The following is a 14,600-nucleotide window of genomic DNA, read 5'->3' as shown; positions in this document are numbered from 1 at the left end:
CGGCGGCGTACACCTTCTCGTAGTCGATCAGGTGATACGGACCGACCCGCGGCAGGAAGACCGGCGGCACGGCACCAAGATCGACTTCGGCGTACGGCTGTTGGTAGATGATCTTGAGGTCGAACCATGCGTCCAGGTCACCCTCGGGTGGTGGATAGGCCAGCAGGGGCGACTCCGGTGAGGAACCGAACCAGTCGGCGAGGTCGGACGCCCGCGACGGCTCACCGGCGGCCGGACGGTCGGCGAAGACGTAGATCCGCCAGCGACCGTCGGCGCGATGATGGTGTCCGAGCTGCACCGGGTTGGCGTCGGCCACCCGGATCACCGGGTTGGATTTGAATCGCCGGCCGATCGGGAAGCCGGTCGCCAGCGACTGGTGATCATCACGCCCGATGATCATCGATGGCTGGTAGCAGGTCATCATTCCGAAGAGGAACTCGGTGGTCCGGACGTAGAAGCCCTCCAGTTCGGACGGGTCAGCCAATTCGTCGGGGCGGGCGGCCATCAGCCCCGACCATTCCCGGTCGAAGTCGATCAGGTTCTGGGCGATCACCTGCCGCTCCGCGGAGTAGGTGTCCAGCAGGGTCTCCCTGAGCGCGGCCGTCCAGCACGTGGCCGAGCTTCCAGGCGATGTTCCAGCCGTCCTGCATGGAGACGTTCATGCCCTGACCGGCTTTGGCGCTGTGCGTGTGGCAGGCGTCGCCGGTGATGAACACCCGGGGCGTGCGCGTCCCGACCAGATCGGCGGGCACGTCGTCGAACTTGTCGGTCAGCCGGTGCCCGACCTCGTACACGCTGCGCCAGCAGACCTTCCTCACGGTCAACGTATACGGGTGCAGGATCCGGTTGGCGCGCGCCTCGACCTCTTCCTGGCTGGTGTTGCGTACGGCCTGGTGATCACCGTCGTGCACCGGACCGAGATCGACATACATCCGAAACAGGTGGTCGCCCTCCCGCGGAATGTGCAGAATGCTGCCTCCGTCGTGGGACTGGATGGCACACTTGCGGCGGATATCGGGGAAGTCGGTCTCGGCCAGCACATCCATCACGCCCCAGGCATGGTTGGCCTGGTCACCGACCAGTTCGCGACCGATCGACTCCCGAACCTTGCTGCGGGCACCGTCGCAGCCGATCACGTACTTGGCCCGTACCACGCGTTCGGCCAGATCCCCGGTGGTCCGGCGCAGGGTCACAGTCACCCGGTGATCACCACTGCCGGCCACCGACAGGGTGATGAAGTCGTAGCCGTAGTCGGGTTCCAACCGGGCGGGTGCGTTCCGGGCGACCTCGGCGAAGTAGTCCAGGACCCGGGCCTGATTGACGATCAGATGCGGGAACTCGCTGATCCCGTTCGGATCGTCGGGCGTACGGGCGACGCGGACGATGTTCTCCGGATGGTCCGGGTCCGGCTTCCAGAAGCAGGTCTCGGTGATCCGGAACGCTTCGTCGATGATCCGATTGGCGAAGCCGAAGGCCTGGAACGTCTCCACGCTGCGCGCCTGGATTCCGTCCGCCTGACCGATCTCCAGGCGGCCGGGCCGGCGCTCGACCAGCCGGGTGACGACGTTGGGGAACTGTGCGAGTTGTGCCGCGGCGATCATCCCGGCCGGGCCGGCGCCGACGATCAGCACATCGACCTCGTCGGGCAGGTCAGTCGGGCGGTCCACCCCGACGCCGGCTGCCGGCTGGACGCGAGGATCACCGGAGACGTACCCGTGGTGATGGAACTGCATGATCCCTCCTCAGCCCGCAGTTCCATTGTGCGGCGACTGCGGTCCGCGCTCGCCCGTTCAACGCGGATGGACGAATCGTATACGAAAACGTACATGAGCTGCAGCTGGTCGTTTCTCCCGCTGCGGGGCGGGTACTACTTCAGCCGAATCGGGGCGTCGGGCGGACGGCCCGCCTGGAAAGGAGTCGTCGTGATTATTCTCGGTGTGATCTTGCTGATTCTCGGCTTGGTCTTCAGCATCTCGATCCTGTGGACGATCGGCATCATCCTGATCGTTATCGGGGCCATCCTGTGGATCCTTGGCGCCGCAGGGCGTCAGATCGGTCCACGTAAGTACTACTTCTAGCTGCTGGGCCAGCCGCTGGCACCGGCGGACGACCGCGTGGAGCGGTCGTCCGTCGGCTTCCTGCGTGGGGGGTCCCCGCCGGGGGGTCCGGCGAGGCGGTCAGCGTGCCTCTGCCCGCTGCCGCACCACCTGCTGCATCCCGCACCCGGTACACACGGTGCGGGATGCAGCAGGTGGTGCGGGAATGATCGGCTCACCGGGCATGGGCACCAGCGGGGGCGCCCGGCTAGGACCAGGCGACGTCGCCGAGACGTGCGAACGCTTCCCGGCTGGTGCGGATGGAGTCGATCTCGTTCATCGTGGTGTGATCCTGTTCCAGGAAGACATATTCCAGGCGCGGCAACGTCGCTGCCGTTTCCAGGATGTCGCCGATCGGCAGTGTTCCGGTGCCGACCTCGGTGAAGCAGGCCGGGTCGACACGATCGAGGAACAGGTCGAGGTCGATGTCCGAATCCGGATCAACCACGCCGTCGTAGAGGTTGAGCGGTTGGGGCGCGTTCTTCGGGAAATCCTTCTGGTGCAGCAGGATGACCCGGTCAGCGCAGCGCTTCATCCACTCCACCGCGTCCTGTCCTCCGCGGTACATCCAGTAGACATCCATTTGGAGATCGACAAGCTCGGGATCGGTGTTCTCCAGGAGGATCTCGTAGACCAGACGCCCGTCGATGCGCTGGAACTCCTGGAAATGGTTGTGATAGTAGAAGCGCATCCCCCGGTCCTTCGCCAGAGCACCGACCCGATTGAAGGTGTCGGCCCGACGGAGCACGTAATCGAGACCACCTGCGGGATAGAACTCGATGTCGCAGCCGATCCGGCTGTTGCCCAACTCGGCCTGGTAGTCCAAAGCACGGGGCAGGATGTCCAGGCGGAGCGGATTGACGTGACAGCCGACGATCGCGAGTCCAAGATCATCCAATGCTTCGCGCAGCGGCTTGGCGTCGACTCCGAAACCCACCCCTGGATCCTCGGCGGCATTGTGGTTGGCCGCCTCCAGGAAGGTGAAGCCGGCTTTGGCGACCGCTTCCAACGTTCCCCACGGGTTTTGGGAGAGCGAGTTCCTGACCGAGAAGAGTTGGAGTCCGATCTTGAGTGTCATGCCAGCATCCTTGCGGTAGGACTGCCGACTTCGCCAGCCCCGGTTCCGTTCAAGATCACCCGCGACCGGTGACGGTGCGGGCAACCTCCACGGCACAGCCCCCGGTTGTCGGCGCGGACCGTGGACCGGCTTTGATATCAGCATGCCGACCGAACTGATCCTCATCCGCCACGGCCAGTCACACGCCAATGTGAACCCGGTCGTGGCCGGAATACGCGGCGATCGCGGGCTGACCGACACCGGCCGCCGACAGGCCGAACTCCTCCGCGACCGGCTCCGGGCAGAGGGCCTGACGGCGGACGTGCTCTATGCCAGTACGCTGCGCCGCGCGCAGGAGACCGCCCGTTATGTTGCCGAGGCCATCGAGTTGCCGATCAAGGATGATGACGGACTGCAGGAACTCCGGGTCGGCCAGGCAGACGGCATGTCCAATAAGGATTGGTCCGCCCGCTGGCCGGAACTGGGCGACAGCTTGTGGGCCAATCCGTTCCAGGAGTTCGCCCCCGGTGGCGAGAGCTGGGCGACGTTTCTCGCCCGGGTCGGTGCCGCATTGACCACGCTGGTCAGGCAACATCCTGATCAGCGAGTGGTGGCGGTCACCCACGGCGGAGTGATCAACGCGACCTTCGCCCTGGCGTTCGGGCTCGGCCCGACGGCACCCCCGGTGCGGATCGATCCCGAGAACACCAGCATCAACCGGTGGCACTACGACCCTGATCCGGGAGAGCCGCGCTGGTCGCTGCGAGACTTCAACGATGCCGGCCATCTGCGGTGATCAAAGGAGTGATCAGCCGGCTGATCATTCTTGCCCGGCCGGACGATCACCGAAGCCGTCCGTAGCGGCGCTGGTGAAAGATGGGGCGTTTGCCCGATGATCGCCCGGTGTCGTGGAGCGCACGATCGACGGCATGACCACAACACAGACCCATCCTCAGCCCGCACCGACCGCCCAGCCCGACCCGGACGCGGTGAACGCTCTGTTGCACGCCTTCGTCGGTGACCTCGGCGCGACGATGCACGCCGGCAACGCCGTTGTCGGGCACTACCTGGGGCTCTACAAGGCCCTCGCCCAAGGCTTGGCGACTCCGGCCGAGCTCGCGGATCGTACCGATACCCACCCCCGCTATATCGCCGAATGGCTGCGCGGTCAGGCGGCCGGCGGCTATGTGAGCATCGTCGACCCGACCGCCGAGGTCTACGCATTGACCCCGGAACAGGCCTTCGTCCTGACCGACCCCGATGGTGGCGTGTACCTGCCGGGCGCTTTCCTGCTGGCCGTCGGGGCGTTGAAGGCCGACGATCGCATCACCCAGGTCTTCCGTACCGGATCCGGATTGGGCTGGCACGAACACGACGACGAGGTGTTCACCGGCTGCGAGTCCTTCTTCCGGCCGGGTTACCTCGCCAATCTCACGACCAGCTGGCTGCCCGCCCTGGACGGAGTGGTCGCCAAGCTCGAAGCCGGCGCGTCCGTCGCCGACATCGGCTGCGGACTCGGGGCGTCGTCGGTGCTGATCGGCCGCAACTATCCCGCTGCCCGAGTACACGGCTCGGACTACCACCCGGCGTCGATCGAGACCGCGCGCCGACGGGCGGCCGATGTCGGTGTCGGAGACCGGGTGGAGTTCGAGGTCGCCCCGGCGCAGGCCTTCTCCGGCCGGGGCTACGACCTGGCGACCACCTTCGATGCTCTGCACGACATGGGTGATCCCGGCGCCGCAGCGCGTCATGTCCGCGAGACCCTCGCTCCGGATGGCACCTGGATGATCGTCGAGCCCGCCGCCGGCGACAGTTGGTCCGACAACATCAATCCGGTCGGCCGCGTCTACTACGGCTTCTCCACCTTCCTCTGCGTGCCCAACGCGTTGTCCCAGGACGGTGGGCAGGCTCTGGGTGCCCAGGCCGGTGAAGCCGCGATCCGGCGGATCGTCACCGAGGCGGGGTTCAGCCGGTTCGCCCGGGTCGCCGCGACGCCGTTCAACAACGTGTACGAGGCCCGGCCGTAGCCGAGCGTCAGCCCTGGCCGATCAGACCGTGGTTCGCCGCGAAGAGACTGGCCAGGGCGCGGTTCGGCGTACCGGTCTTGGTGTAGATGTGCTCAACGTGCCTGCCCACCGTCTTCGGCGAGATCACCAGCCGCGTCGCGATCTCCCGGTTCGACAACCCCCGCGCCAACAGGCCGAGGACCTCGATCTCCCGGTCGGTCAGGCCCGCCGGACGTGCCGGCCGACGGCTGCGGCCATGCCCGGCGGCAGTCAACACCGCCTGCACCGCATCGGAATCCAGACGCCCCGCGCGTGCCTCGTCGCGCAACAGGCGCGCGGCCTGGCCGGGATCGGCGGCCGATCGGTGCGGACGGGGTTCCAGCCGGGCGCGGTAGAAGTCGGCGGCGGCAAGCAGCAGCCCCTCGGGGCTGGCCGCCGCCCTGGTCAGTCCGCGCGGATATCCCGACCCGTCCAACCGCTCGTGGTGTTGGCTTGCGATGTCGGCCAGCGGGGTGAGTGCGGGCGAATACCGCAACATCCGTTCGGTCAGATAGGGGTGCAGCCGTACGCGTTCGGTCTCGGCCTGGGTCAGCGGGCCACTCTTGTCCCAGATCGTGTTCGGCACGCCGAGCCTGCCCAGATCGTGGACCAGTCCGGCCCGCCGCACCAGGCGGGCGGACGTCTCACCCAGACCCAGCTCCAGCGCGGCATCGCCGGCAAGATCGGCGACGCCGCGGGAGTGTCCGATCGTGTACGGGGATTTGATGTCGGTGAAGTCGGCGATGGCCTCGAGTGCAGCGTCGAGCTCCTCGTCGGTCAGCGGTGTGGCAAGTCCGGGTTCGGCGGCCGCGACCTCGGTCCACGACGTGGTCTCGTCGAGCCCGTCGAGCAGCCGCGGCGCTTCGGCGATGAACAGGTCGGCGATCTGCGGATCGAACTGGGTCCCGCGTCGATCCCGCGTGACCTGTACCGCGGCCGCAGTTCCGTTGGCCCGGTGGTACACCTCGACGACATCGGCGAGGGCGACCAGTCGCGACGTCAGCAGGATCTCCTCACCCCGGAGCCGGTTCGGCTCGCCGCGACCGTCCCACCGTTCGAAGGTCTGCCCGACGGCATCGCGCACCTGCTGACTCAGGTTCAGCTGGCCGGCGAGTGCGTCGGCGGCCCGCCAGTGGTTGGCGAGCATGGTGTGCGCCACCTTCCGCCCGTCGTTGAAGAAGCTGGCACCCAGGCGTGCCCGTTCCAGGGCGGACCGGCCGGATCCCAGGTGGCGGACCATGAACATCGCCTCCACCGGTCCCGAGCGGAAGTCGGTGTAGCGGAAGTCCGTCTTCAGCGCGGTGTCGTCGCCGAACCACTTGGCCTGCTCGTACGCGTCCACGTGACAGCCGACCCAGGCGATGAGAGCGGTGTAGTAGACGACGGATCTGCTCGCCTCGTCCAGCCCCAAGCGGTGTGCCATGCGCAGCGCGATGATGCATTGCCGCAGCGCGTGTTCCATGGGCTGGCCCATGCCAAGATCGGTCGCCAGGGAGAGGATCGCCAGGAGCTCGGCAAGGCGCGCTCCCGTCGGGCTGGACAGCGGCTCGGGGCGACCCTGCATGAGCTGATTGTGCCGCCTGCGGACGACGACATGTGCATCATCCGGCGATGTCGGGTCCGCGAGGGGTCCGGGCGGGTAGAACCGCTGACCGGTCCCGGGCATGGCCTGTCGGCGGATCCCGTGCGACGATCGGAATCCTGAGCGAGTGCATTGCGATCCGATGAATCTGCCCGGTTCATCCGCACCAGGGTGGGAGGAGTGGCGTGACCGAATCCACATCAGAATCCAGGCCGGCCGGATCGGCTTCGGCTGAATCCGGTTCGGCGCAGAAGCCGTGGGAGCAACCGGGATGGTTGACCCCGCGGGAGTTCACGGCGAAGGAGGGCGTCGAGGACTGGCGGCTCCTGGGTGAGGGAATCTACGGGTTCTTCCGCACTGATTCGTTTGCAGCCTGCGCGCGTCTCGTCCAGGCGATCGCCGACCTCCCAGAGATCGATGGCGACCGCCCGCCGGACATCGATATCCGTCCCGACGGCGTGACCGTGCGACTGACGACCATCACCGTCGGGAAGTACTTCGCCGGCTACGACCCCGCCGACGTCGAGGTCGCCCGGCGGATCTCAGCCGTCGCGCGGGAGGCGGGCGCTGCGGCCGATCCAACCCGTCTGCAACAAGTCAGCGTCTCGATCGATGCGATGGCGATCGGCGGGGTGATGCCGTTCTGGCGGGAAGCCCTGGGGTATGAATTCCGGCCGGACACGGAAGAGGACGTGGTCGATCCCCGCGGTCGCGGGCCGTCTTTCTGGTTCCAGCAGATGGACGTCCCGCGAACCGAGCGCAACCGTATCCACGTCGACATCGCGGTGCCCCCGGAGCAGGTGCAGGACCGGGTCGACGCAGTCCCTGGCCGCCGGCGGTCGTCGGCTCCATCCGGACCACCCATGGATCCTGTCCGATCCGGAGGGCAACGAGGTCTGCCTCGGCTAGGGGTGCCCCAGACGTGGCAAGAGCCCGGCGATGTGCCGGGCTCGTCACAAAGTGGAGCTAAGGGGATTCGAACCCCTGACCTTTTCCATGCCATGCCGTCGCGACCATGATCATCATCGTCGGCGGGCACGTGGTCGCAGCTGGCCAGTGTGTGCCGAGATTCGCTTGCTGGTACCGGAATCCAGGGGTGGTGGCCCTCAGTCTGGCCCGCAGTGGACGGTAGACCAGAGAGAGCCACCGACCGATAGCCAGCCACCTTGCTCGTCGGTGGTCAGGGTCAAGTGTGCCGAAGGCAGCCCTTGGGCCACGGAGCGCAGCGGAGTGCTCTTGACGCTGGCCAGCGGCGAGTGACAATCAAAGATCGGGTCGGCGGCTCGGGGGTGAGTTGATCGGCAGACCTGCGCGCGTCGTTGGCCTGGTCGATGAGTTGGGAGTGTCTGATCTTGCGGGATCGGGCGCTCCTTTTGGTTTGCCCGGGTGGGGTCCCCGGGGTGCCGAGCGGAGCGAGGCGGGGCCCCGGGGTGCCCGGGCTGCGCGCCGAAGGCGCGCCTTGAACCAGCAAGGAAAGTTCTCCCGGAGGTGGCCCGCCAGTCTGTGTCCCCGTCGGGTGATGTGCACCATGGGTTCCGCGAGTTGATCTGCAACACGAGGAACCCACCGGGCGCGTCGCGAGAGTTTGGCGTTCAAACTGCGGGCTACACACCGGTCAGGCACGATGGCCGTGTGGAACACCTCGTTGATCTCGACGAACTTCGCTCGTCGACGTCATCGGGCAGTATCCCGCCGAAGGCGACGGCCCGGACGAACGACCACGCATCCTCAGCACGGCCAGCCGGATCGCACCATGGTCGACGTCGGTGGTGGATTGTGGCCGGGTCATGAGCGGACCCCGCACACCAGTAGCAGTGCCCGGAGGAATCCGAACAGCGTCCCCAGGAAAGCCAGCCCGAACGGCCACTTGAGCTGGGGCCTGAGGTAGTCGACGATCATCAGCTCGACGTCCTGCTCAAACGTCACCATGTCGTTGAACGTCAGTGCGCGCCGGACGCCGCGCTTCCGCTCCTCTGCCCTGGTGTCGTACTTCTCGCCGAGCTCGCGCGCCGCCTGTGACTCGCGGTGGATCTGCTCGGCGGCGTCGGCCTCCCGCTGCAGCCGCGACCGGGCCCGGACTAGCGTCAAGCCGCCCCAGACCAGGCCAGCAAGCACCAGGCCGGAGGCGATGACGTCCAGCCAGTTGGTCAACCACACGTTGACGAAGGCTAGCCGATCGGCCCTCATTGGAGCTTGGCCGATCCGGGACCAAGGTCCCGAACAGGGCGGCGATTCACCTAACCACCGGCCGCCAGGTGAGTTTGCTGGCTAGCGTGCCATCGTGACCAACGCGAATAGTCGACCGCCGAGCTCGGCGGTTACGAGCCTGACCTGTCCGACGTTAGGGTGCCAGGTTGAGCCGTGGTCGTGACGCTGATCGGCACCGTGGGGCTGATCGTGACCGCCCTGATTGGCGTTCTCGGTGGCCGCAACGACCGCGCGCAGGCCAACTTGGAGGCGGATCTGCTGGCCAAGCTGGACCCCGACTCCGAGGCCGCAAGGCGGCTCCTTGAGGTGGTAGAGCAGCGGATCGGGGGCTGGCACGACAAGGCGTTCAAGTCGAGCAGCAAGCTGCCAGACCTGTTCGGCCAGGATGTAAAGCGGTCTTTGACGCCGAGACGAAACGTCGGCACCGGTCCGATATGGTTTGCGGCCGTCGTGTTCGCTGTTCTAGTCATCGGCGGCATTGTGCTGGCAATCGCGACGTCCGGCCAGGCACCCAAGGGTCCAGATTGTGTGCTGCTCGACCTGTTGTGTCCCGCCGGGTGATGACTGGGCCAGAGGACCCAGAAATCGAAGCCGCCCTCGGCTAGGTCGCCGTCTCAAGTTAGGTCTACGGCTCGAAACTTCCCGGTCCGAGTGGCGACGTAGATGAAGGGTCCCGATTGCTCTGCTAGATGGTCGATATCCCTCCAGCGAGTCATGAAGATCTCTAGCTGTGCCCAGGTGTTGGTGGCTTCCAAACCGGCGAGGTTGACCATCTTTGCCCGATGGTCTCTCACCGCGTTGATCTCTGCGCGATGGTCCTGAATCGCTCGGTCGCGGGTGACGATCAGCCATCCGTGTGATGCAGCGATGGGTATCCAGACGGAATCGAGGGCGCTTGGGGCAGTGATTGGACAGGGCGGTCGGAATCGCTTCTTCACTCGCCCGCCCGGGTCGCCCGGGTACGTGAAATCGGCGCGCTCCTGGGCTAGAAGCTTTGCCAAGCCGAGCACGTCGGCATCGAAGTAGATGCGAGGCGCTACGGGCTTGGGCTGGGTCACGCTGCGCGGTTCGCCAATTCATACGACAGCGCCCACCGAACTTGTGGGACTGTCAAGTTGAACAGCTCTGCCAGATCGGATTCATCCTCACCGGATTGGCTTTGCTCGTACAAGATTTCGGTTGAGATCCCTCCAACGGCTGGGGTCCCAAAGCGAACGTCGGGATCGATCGTTACGGGCGAATCGGCGCGCTCGTCCGGCCGCCACTGGAGGGCGAGGTCGGCACCCCAGGTCACCCGCTGGAAGAAGGTCTCGGCCGGCGGCAGCAGCACATATTGGCCACTCACCGGGGCCACCAGTGCAAAGTCGGCGTCGAGGCCAGCATGCTCTTGGGCGGACATAAGAAGTTGTCTACCGCTGACATACGGAGTTGCGTGGGCGAGCGGGTAAGGAACGCCCATCTTGTCCCGCAGATACTCGATTACCGCTCGTAGTTCGGCCATCGGCACGTGATGAACTCTTCGGTATTGCCGCACCAAGCCAGCTTCGATGAACTCCGCCCACGTGACTCGATTGGAGCCGGTCGCTTCGGCGCGGATGATTGGCTGATAGGTCTTGCCCCGCCTCGTGCCGCCTTCCAGCCAGTAATGAAGCGTGGGCTGGGCAAGACGAAGAAGCCGAGCGGCTGAAGCCTCGGTGTACATCTCTCGGTCGAGCACGGCAACTTCTGTCACGTGCTCAGTGTTGCATCCTGCGACGACTTCTGAGACGACTGCTGGGGATGGTGCGCCTGATGTATCGGACGGTGCTCACTGGTGCCGCGCTAAGGGATTGGCAGGCCACGGCGGACGTTCAGCGAGTAGGTGAGGAAAGACAGTCTGAAGAACGCAGAGTTCATTGCCCCAGGGGTCGCGGAGTGCCCAGAAGTCGAACCCGCGTTCCTGTTGGTGGTCCCAGCGTTTGGCCCCCAATCGCTCTAGGCGAGATACCTCGGCCTCGACGTCATCGGTCTCGATGTCGAGGTGCATGCGCTCTTTTTGATCTTCGGATCGTGCGTGAGCTGAAGGAGAATTCGGATCTCGGCGTCGGGTAGGCGAAGTTGTCGGTAGACCACACCGCTGGCTGCCGGTAGCTGCTCGGGTGTGGCGTCGAGCGCTGCGGACCAGAATGCGACGCCTTCGTCCAGGTCGTCGACGTCGATGACGAATTGGCAGAGTCGGCTGCGGTGTCCGGTCATGGGAGCGGCTTTCCAAGATCAACGAGATTGTGGGCGACTGCGTCGGCTTCCGCCTCGGACCGGGCGAGTACGCCCCAGCCGGTGACGACTTCGCCGTCGTAGCTCATGCCGACCCATCGGCCCCAGGCAAAGGTGCCGTGAGGATGGAGCGAGAGGTACATCGTGCCTTTGGATCGAACTGCGGCGTCGGTCGAGCGGTACCAGCCCATAAGTGCTTCGTTGTCCCACAGGCGGAGTTCGCCGCGCCATTCGTAGCTGCCCTTCTCGACGGGCAATGCGCGCTGCGCGTCCAGGTAGAGGACGTCGCCCTGCTGGGTGATCTCCAGGCCGTGGGTGTCGATTCGTGGCTCGTCGTTCTTCCAGGTTTGCCAGGACGCCCCGACGACCCCGAACGGCCACTAACGCCAGAGCAGGTCGCCGGATACCTGGCCAAATACGCCACCAAGGACGCCAACAGCATCCGCCCGACCGTACGCCCGCCAGCCCACCTGGGACGGCTGGAGCAGACCGCCCGCGATCTCGCCCGCCGCGCGATCCGGCACGACCCGACCACGGAATATCGGCTCCTGGGCAAGTGGGTCCACATGCTCGGCTTCCGCGGTCACTTCTCCAGCAAGTCCCGAAAGTACTCGATCACCCTGACCCGGCTCCGTAGTGCCCGGCACCGCTACCGACAGATGATCAGCAAAGCCGGAGCGTCGGCGATGCCCATTGATGTTCGTGATCTTGAAGCGCGGCTCCTGGCCGACGACGCCGAGGAAACCACCCTGGTCATCGGCTCCTGGCACTACCAAGGCACCGGCTGGACCAACCCCGGCGACGAAGCACTCGCCACCGCGGCCGCCGCCCGAGCCCGCGAGTACGCCGTGTGGAAGGCCAACAAGATCAATTAGTTCAACCTCAGGGAGGAAATGATGAGTGATCGCAAGTCAATGGGTTCGATCCCTCCGGTGCTGTACAACGTCTCTGAGGCGGCGGAGGCGTTGCGGCTGTGTAAGTCGGAAATTTACGAGTTGATCAGGTCGCGTCAGCTGCGCACGGTGAAGATCGGGCGTCGGCGGCTGGTTCCTGTTGAAGCGCTGGCCGAGTACGTCGCGATGCTTGAAAGCGCGGCGTGATCATGGCGGATCGACGGGCCCCTGGGGATGGCGCCGTGTACTGGGACGGGCGCCGGAGACGGTGGATCGCCGAAAAGACGGTGGGATACGACGCTCGGGGCAAGCGGGTGCGTCGTAAGGCATCGGGCACGAGCCGCAGCGCCGCACTGAATGAATTAAGGCGCCGGGTGAAAGACTACGAGAGGGGGCTCGTCGTGCACTCGGAGTGGTTCACCGTTAAGCAAGCCGTGACCGACTGGTACAACCACGGTCAAACAGGTCTTGATCAGAACACCCAGCGGAAGAACCGCGATCTATGCGACCTGTACGTCATTCCTCATCTGGGCGGTCGTCGGCTCCGTGATCTTCAGGCCGAGGAAGTTGATCATTGGTTGCGGCTGTTGGCCGAGGATCTTGCGACCTCGACGCTCCAGCACACCAAGTCGGCTCTGAGCCGATCTATTCGCCGTGCTATCGCGAGAGGGTACGTCGACCGGAACGTGGTCGAACTGTGTCAGACGCCAAAGGGGCAGGCGGGCAGGCCGTCGAAAGCCCTGACGCTCGACCAAGCGCGTGATGTGCTAACCCTCAGTGCCGGGGATGCTCTGTACTGCTACATCGTGGTTTCGTTGCTGACGGGTGCACGGACCGAGGAATTGCGGGCGCTGCTGTGGACCAACGTGCACCTTGGTGATCCCGATTCGTCGGATTCCGGCTATATCGAGGTGTGGCGCTCGGTTCGGCATGGCGGCGACACCAAGACACGGAAATCCCGGCGGACTCTGGCGTTGCCGGCGCTGGCGGTGAGCGCGCTTAGGCAGCATCGGGGGCATCAGGCCACTGTTATGCGTGATGCTGCCGAGTGGGCCGACCTGGGACTGGTATTCACGACCTCGATCGGCACGCCGCTGGACGCCGCGAACGTGCGTCGTGACTTCCGGCGGGCACTGCGCCTGGTGAACGATGAGCGCGGGAGAGTCCAGGAAGCAGCGAACGAGCCAGTTGTTCCGGTGCTCGATCCCGATGAGTGGACACCTCGAGAGATGCGGCACTCGTTTGTGTCGTTGTTGTCGGAGCACGGGATCCCGATTGAGGAGATAGCTCGGCTGGTGGGGCACAAGGGTGGGAGCCAGGTGACGGAGCGGATCTACCGGAAGCAGATCCGGCCGGTTATCCAGACGGGGGCGACCACCATGGACCTGATCTTTGGCGATGCCAGGAATCGATCGTGAGCAGCTCGTGGCCCTCAGTTTGGCCCTCAGCGGCGATTTCCGGACTCTTGGGCCCGGTATCGGTTGCCTCTCGGCTTCCGGCATTCCGCCTGGTGAGGCGGCAGTATTTCGTCTGTGGAGCTAAGGGGATTCGAACCCCTGACCTTTTCCATGCCATGGAAACGCGCTACCAACTGCGCCATAGCCCCTCGTGGTGCCGCTCTACGGGGCGTCGACCCTGCGTGAACAGCGGATGCGATCTTAGCGTGCCCGGGCCAGTGATACGAAATCGCCATCCCGGATCGACGCGCTGTCGTCCGGCACCGCCCTGATCCGACGTTCCGCGGGCGAGCCGCTAGCGTACGGGGCAGCGGCAGCATTCATCATCGGCGTTCGAGGAGGAGCGGCCATGCCGGCAGATGTCACCCGGATCATGTGCTTCGGAGATTCGCTGACCTGGGGCTGGATCCCGGTCGACGGTGGTGCCCCAAGTCGACGATACGGCCGGACCGAGCGATGGACCGGCGTGTTGGCCGCAGACCTGGGCCCGGAATTCGAGATCGTCGAAGAGGGTTTGAGTGCCCGCGCGGCGGGCGGCGACCCGACCGATCCGCGACTGGATGCCGCCAGGTATCTGCCGGCGGCGCTGGCCAGCCACTTCCCGCTCGACCTGGTGATCATCATGCTTGGCACCAACGACACGAAGGAGTATCTGCGCCGCAGTGCCCGGGACATCGGCGTGGCGATGTCGGTGCTCGCCGGTCAGGTGCACACCTCGGCGGGCGGCGTGGGCACGCACTACCCGGCTCCGGAGTTGCTGCTCGTCTCACCGCCTCCGTTGAGCGACCATCCCGTTCCATGGTTCACCGAGATCTTCGCCGGTGGGCGGGAGAAGACGCTGGAGCTGCCGCGCGTCTACCAGGCGTTGGCTGCCTTCACCGGTTCACACTTCTTCGACGCCGGTTCGGTGATCACCACCGGGGGCAGCGACGGCGTGCACTTCTCCCCGGAGAACAATCGTGATCTTGGTCGTGCTCTGGCAGGCAGGGTCCGCGAGATCTTCGGTTGA

17 protein-coding genes, 1 tRNA gene and 1 pseudogene are annotated in these 14,600 nt (G+C 65.6%); 9 read left to right on the top strand and 10 right to left on the bottom strand.

The features are described from left to right. Positions 1-19: 19 nt before the first annotated feature. Positions 20-400 (bottom strand): annotated as a pseudogene (locus tag GJV80_RS24825) (3-hydroxybenzoate 4-monooxygenase); the annotation flags it as partial. A gap of 76 nt (positions 401-476) precedes the next feature. Next, positions 477-1,733 carry an FAD-dependent monooxygenase gene (locus GJV80_RS01425; RefSeq protein WP_230208012.1) on the bottom strand — a complete coding sequence of 419 codons (1,257 nt, stop codon included), beginning with the start codon at positions 1,731-1,733 and terminating at the stop codon, positions 477-479. 189 nt (positions 1,734-1,922) lie between these two features. On the opposite strand from GJV80_RS01425, the gene GJV80_RS23090 reads away from it, so the two are divergent. Continuing rightward, positions 1,923-2,078 carry a hypothetical protein gene (locus GJV80_RS23090; RefSeq protein ID WP_195909108.1) on the top strand — a complete coding sequence of 52 codons (156 nt, stop codon included), beginning with the start codon at positions 1,923-1,925 and terminating at the stop codon, positions 2,076-2,078. Positions 2,079-2,304: 226 nt separating this feature from the next. Here GJV80_RS23090 and GJV80_RS01420 read toward each other — a convergent pair whose 3' ends face one another. After that, entirely contained in the window at positions 2,305-3,174 is an 870-nt protein-coding gene (locus GJV80_RS01420) for a sugar phosphate isomerase/epimerase (protein ID WP_195909107.1), read from the bottom strand. 142 nt (positions 3,175-3,316) lie between these two features. Between GJV80_RS01420 and GJV80_RS01415 the strand changes: the two genes are divergently transcribed. Then, entirely contained in the window at positions 3,317-3,949 is a 633-nt protein-coding gene (locus tag GJV80_RS01415; RefSeq protein WP_154686390.1) for a histidine phosphatase family protein, read from the top strand. Between the two features lie 133 nt (positions 3,950-4,082). Further along, the gene (locus tag GJV80_RS01410; protein ID WP_154686389.1) at positions 4,083-5,180 is read left to right on the top strand and encodes a bifunctional 2-polyprenyl-6-hydroxyphenol methylase/3-demethylubiquinol 3-O-methyltransferase UbiG; all 1,098 of its coding nucleotides are present in this window, start codon (positions 4,083-4,085) and stop codon (positions 5,178-5,180) included. A 7-nt stretch (positions 5,181-5,187) separates the two neighbouring features. On the opposite strand, the gene GJV80_RS24710 is transcribed toward GJV80_RS01410, so the two are convergent. Beyond that, entirely contained in the window at positions 5,188-6,762 is a 1,575-nt protein-coding gene (locus GJV80_RS24710) for an HD domain-containing phosphohydrolase (RefSeq protein WP_154686388.1), read from the bottom strand. 203 nt (positions 6,763-6,965) lie between these two features. On the opposite strand from GJV80_RS24710, the gene GJV80_RS01400 reads away from it, so the two are divergent. Continuing rightward, on the top strand, positions 6,966-7,799 hold the full coding sequence (locus GJV80_RS01400; protein WP_230208011.1) for a VOC family protein: 834 nt from the start codon (positions 6,966-6,968) through the stop codon (positions 7,797-7,799). A 766-nt stretch (positions 7,800-8,565) separates the two neighbouring features. Here the strand turns inward: GJV80_RS01400 and GJV80_RS01395 are convergent. Continuing rightward, positions 8,566-8,937, bottom strand: a complete 372-nt coding sequence (locus tag GJV80_RS01395; RefSeq protein ID WP_154686387.1) for a hypothetical protein — start codon at positions 8,935-8,937, stop codon at positions 8,566-8,568. 204 nt (positions 8,938-9,141) lie between these two features. Here GJV80_RS01395 and GJV80_RS01390 point away from each other — a divergent pair, with 204 nt between their 5' ends. Further along, complete coding sequence (locus GJV80_RS01390; RefSeq protein WP_154686386.1) at positions 9,142-9,549, top strand: hypothetical protein; 408 nt, start codon at positions 9,142-9,144, stop codon at positions 9,547-9,549. A gap of 53 nt (positions 9,550-9,602) precedes the next feature. Here GJV80_RS01390 and GJV80_RS24820 read toward each other — a convergent pair whose 3' ends face one another. The 4 genes from GJV80_RS24820 to GJV80_RS01380 form a co-directional block, all read right to left on the bottom strand. Continuing rightward, the gene (locus GJV80_RS24820; RefSeq protein WP_370518875.1) at positions 9,603-9,926 is read right to left on the bottom strand and encodes a hypothetical protein; all 324 of its coding nucleotides are present in this window, start codon (positions 9,924-9,926) and stop codon (positions 9,603-9,605) included. A gap of 116 nt (positions 9,927-10,042) precedes the next feature. Further along, the gene (locus tag GJV80_RS01385; protein ID WP_154686385.1) at positions 10,043-10,720 is read right to left on the bottom strand and encodes a DUF433 domain-containing protein; all 678 of its coding nucleotides are present in this window, start codon (positions 10,718-10,720) and stop codon (positions 10,043-10,045) included. Between the two features lie 75 nt (positions 10,721-10,795). Beyond that, positions 10,796-11,239: a VOC family protein gene (locus tag GJV80_RS24815; protein ID WP_370518874.1), complete on the bottom strand. Its 444-nt coding sequence runs from the start codon at positions 11,237-11,239 to the stop codon at positions 10,796-10,798. Then, the gene (locus GJV80_RS01380) at positions 11,220-11,498 is read right to left on the bottom strand and encodes a hypothetical protein (protein ID WP_154686384.1); all 279 of its coding nucleotides are present in this window, start codon (positions 11,496-11,498) and stop codon (positions 11,220-11,222) included. Before GJV80_RS01380 ends, GJV80_RS24815 begins: the two co-directional genes overlap by 20 nt. 90 nt (positions 11,499-11,588) lie before the next feature. Here GJV80_RS01380 and GJV80_RS01375 point away from each other — a divergent pair, with 90 nt between their 5' ends. From GJV80_RS01375 to xerC, 3 genes are read left to right on the top strand one after another with little or no spacing between them, the layout of a single operon-like run. Further along, entirely contained in the window at positions 11,589-12,116 is a 528-nt protein-coding gene (locus GJV80_RS01375) for a replication initiator (protein WP_154686383.1), read from the top strand. Between the two features lie 21 nt (positions 12,117-12,137). Continuing rightward, entirely contained in the window at positions 12,138-12,341 is a 204-nt protein-coding gene (locus GJV80_RS01370; protein WP_230208010.1) for a helix-turn-helix domain-containing protein, read from the top strand. A 35-nt stretch (positions 12,342-12,376) separates the two neighbouring features. After that, positions 12,377-13,552, top strand: coding sequence for a tyrosine recombinase XerC (gene xerC, locus GJV80_RS01365; protein ID WP_230208009.1), 1,176 nt, complete (start codon positions 12,377-12,379; stop codon positions 13,550-13,552). Positions 13,553-13,667: 115 nt separating this feature from the next. On the opposite strand, the gene GJV80_RS01360 is transcribed toward xerC, so the two are convergent. Further along, a tRNA-Ala gene (locus tag GJV80_RS01360) sits at positions 13,668-13,740 on the bottom strand. Positions 13,741-13,940: 200 nt separating this feature from the next. On the opposite strand from GJV80_RS01360, the gene GJV80_RS01355 reads away from it, so the two are divergent. Then, positions 13,941-14,600 (top strand): SGNH/GDSL hydrolase family protein, encoded by a 660-nt coding sequence (locus GJV80_RS01355; protein ID WP_154686382.1) that lies wholly within the window; start codon positions 13,941-13,943, stop codon positions 14,598-14,600.

Source organism: Microlunatus sp. Gsoil 973 (genome assembly GCF_009707365.1).
GTDB lineage: Bacteria > Actinomycetota > Actinomycetes > Propionibacteriales > Propionibacteriaceae > Microlunatus.
The sequence above is the reverse complement of the archived record's forward strand: the minus strand, read 5'-3'. Positions and strand labels throughout refer to the sequence as shown.